4 protein-coding genes are annotated in these 2718 nt (G+C 57.6%); 1 reads left to right on the forward strand and 3 read right to left on the reverse strand.

The features are described 5' to 3' along the window. Positions 1-156: 156 nt before the first annotated feature. Together AC1DRJ_RS23760 and AC1DRJ_RS23765 are read right to left on the reverse strand one after the other, a co-directional pair. Positions 157-345: a hypothetical protein gene (locus tag AC1DRJ_RS23760; RefSeq protein ID WP_477804302.1), complete on the reverse strand. Its 189-nt coding sequence runs from the start codon at positions 343-345 to the stop codon at positions 157-159. Between the two features lie 68 nt (positions 346-413). Beyond that, complete coding sequence (locus AC1DRJ_RS23765; RefSeq protein ID WP_477804303.1) at positions 414-1001, reverse strand: LOG family protein; 588 nt, start codon at positions 999-1001, stop codon at positions 414-416. A gap of 344 nt (positions 1002-1345) precedes the next feature. Here AC1DRJ_RS23765 and azu point away from each other — a divergent pair, with 344 nt between their 5' ends. Next, a complete protein-coding gene (gene azu / locus AC1DRJ_RS23770; protein ID WP_477804304.1) occupies positions 1346-1792 on the forward strand; it encodes an azurin in 447 nt (148 codons plus the stop codon). A gap of 191 nt (positions 1793-1983) precedes the next feature. On the opposite strand, the gene nadE is transcribed toward azu, so the two are convergent. Beyond that, the coding region (nadE, locus tag AC1DRJ_RS23775) for an ammonia-dependent NAD(+) synthetase (RefSeq protein ID WP_477804305.1) at positions 1984-2718 on the reverse strand (735 nt) is incomplete at its 5' end.

Below are 2718 nucleotides of genomic sequence, written 5' to 3' on the forward strand. Positions count from 1 at the left end.
CACCGCTATCGCGAGCAGGCTCACTCCTACAGGGGGACTGTGTGCGTTCTTTGGATTGGGATAAAACAGAGGGGGACTGTGAGGGTCAGCAAATGTAACTGCTGACCCTGGACACAGATCCGGTGGGCCTGATCAGATCATCCGGCCCTGAGGGTCTCAGGCGTCGGGCGCCTGATCTTTCGGTGCTTCAGTTTCGTCTGTAGCCACTTCGCCTTCTGCTTCCGGGTTCAGTGCTGCTGCTTCTTCTTCAGCTGTAGCTTTCTTGCGCTGAAGCTTTTCCTCTTTCTTCTGCTCCTTGGCCAAGTCTCTCTGACGTTTGGCGAAGGAATAATTAGGTTTAGCCATGGGCGATCCTCTGGGGTCGAAGGTGAGGTTGAGCGGCGCATATTCTGCCCTGTATCGGTGTCGAGCCGTTAGCTGGGTTTTTGATCGGTCCATTTTGGCAGGACCGACGGTTGCCAGGCGTCCAGTGCATCGAGCAGATTTTGCGGTGATTCGCTCACCTGCAGCATGTCACGGTGCGGTGCGCGAACGAAGCCTTCGCCGACGATATGATCAAGAAAACCGGTCAATTTGCTGTAGAAACCGTTTACTTCCAACAACCCGAGCGGCTTGCCGTGGTAGCCGAGCTGGCCCCAGGTCCAGACTTCGAACAGTTCTTCCAGGGTGCCCAGGCCGCCAGGCAGAGCGATGAACGCGTCACTGAGTTCGGCCATCCTCGCTTTGCGCGCATGCATGCCGTCGACCACTTCCAGGCGCGTCAGGCCGTTGTGGCCGATTTCTTTGTCTTTGAGGCTTTGCGGGATGATCCCGATCACCTCACCGCCGGCCGCCAGTGCAGCATCGGCAACAATCCCCATCAGGCCCACGGCGCCGCCGCCATAGACCAGGGTCAACTTGCGCTCGGCCAAGGCGCGCCCCAAGGCCACAGCTGCTTCACGATAAGCTGGGAGGGTGCCGGTGCTGGCGCCGCAAAATACACAAACAGACGTTAAAGACATGCCTTACTCCAAGGTCGGGATGGCCGACAGAATAAAGGCAGGTCAGCTACGCTCCAAGGGCTAAACCCCGCGCCGGGGTGTTTCACAGGTGCCGCTGGCACCACAAGCGTAAGCGGCGAGCAAACTGCACAACAGGCTATTCATGGACATGACAGGCGCTCCAGATGAGGGATGACGGCCTGATGATAGGGGCGTGCCAGACGCCTGGCTGGTAGATTGTTTCGATAGGGGCCATAGCCCAAAAGTTGTATACAATTTTTGATTCAGGTCATAGGAACTTGCGCCGATTTCAGGCAGTCTTCTGTCCATTAGCACTTCTGTTAACCCTGCCTTGGAGATTCACCATGTTTGCCAAACTTGTTGCGGTATCCCTGCTGACACTGGCCAGCAGTCAATTGATGGCGGCTGAATGCAAGGTCACTGTCGACTCCACTGACCAGATGTCTTTCGACACCAAGGACATCACCATCGACAAGAGCTGCAAGACGTTCACCGTGGATCTGAAACACTCCGGCAGCCTGCCGAAGAACGTCATGGGCCATAACTGGGTGTTGAGTAAAACGGCTGACATGCAGCCGCTCGCTACCGCTGGCATGGCCGCAGGCATCGACAAGAATTATCTGCCGGAAGGAGATGCGCGCGTGATCGCTCACACCAAAATCATCGGTGCTGGCGAAACCGATTCGGTGACCTTCGACGTGTCGAAGCTGGCGGCTGGCGAAAGCTACGGCTTCTTCTGCTCGTTCCCGGGCCACATCTCGATGATGAAAGGTACGGTTACGCTGAAGTAATCAAATCGAGCACTTAAAAAAAGCGTCCACTTGGGACGCTTTTTTTGTGCCCGGCATTTGACCGAGTCATCGTTCATCGCGGGCAAGGCACGCTCCCACAGGATTTGCGTCGTGCCTATTATCGGCGTCCGACACAATACCTGTGGGAGCGTGGCTTGCCCGCGAAGGCGTCGGTACAGACGCCGACGTCCTTATGGCGCAAACGGCATCACCCGCTTGTGATGAGTCTTTTTGTACGTGTCACAAATGATTTTGAACGCTTCCTCACGCACTGCTCCGCCATGCAGGAACGCATCAATCTCGGCATAGGTCACGCCGTGTGATGCTTCGTCCGGTTTACCCGGCGACAGGTCTTCCAGATCGGCAGTGGGGATTTTTTCCACCAGAGATTCCGGGGCGCCGAAACTGCGGGCGATATCCCGAACCTGGTTTTTCACCAGACCACTCAACGGTGCCAGGTCGCAGGCGCCGTCACCGAACTTGGTGAAGAAGCCCATCACCGCTTCCGCCGCGTGGTCGGTGCCAATCACCAGGCCATGGGCCGCACCGGCGATGGTGTACTGAGCGACCATACGCATCCGCGCCTTGGTGTTGCCGAGCACGAAATCCACCGAAACCGCGTGTTTGCCTTCGAAGGCAGCCACTTCGTTGGCCAGGGATTTGACCGCCGGGCCGATGTTCACGGTGTGACGCTCGTCCGGGGCGATGAAGTCCACCGAGGCCTGAGCGTCGTGCTCATCGAACTGTGTTTCGTACGGCAGGCGCACCGCGATGAATTTGTAGCTCTTGTCACCGGTGCGTTGGCGCAATTCGCGCATGGCGCGTTGTGCCAGCAGGCCGGCCGTCAGCGAGTCCACGCCACCGCTGATGCCCAGCACCAGGGCCTTGAGCCCGGAATTGACCAGACAATCCTGAATGAAGTTAAC

The sequence above is a fragment of the Pseudomonas sp. P5_B2 genome, assembly GCF_056400445.1.

Bases quoted from the DNA above. Each gene is read 5' to 3' on its own strand.
- AC1DRJ_RS23760 (WP_477804302.1), bottom strand. From the start codon at position 345: ATGGCTAAACCTAATTATTCCTTCGCCAAACGTCAGAGAGACTTGGCC.
- AC1DRJ_RS23765 (WP_477804303.1), bottom strand. From the start codon at position 1,001: ATGTCTTTAACGTCTGTTTGTGTATTTTGCGGCGCCAGCACCGGCACC.
- azu (WP_477804304.1), top strand. From the start codon at position 1,346: ATGTTTGCCAAACTTGTTGCGGTATCCCTGCTGACACTGGCCAGCAGT.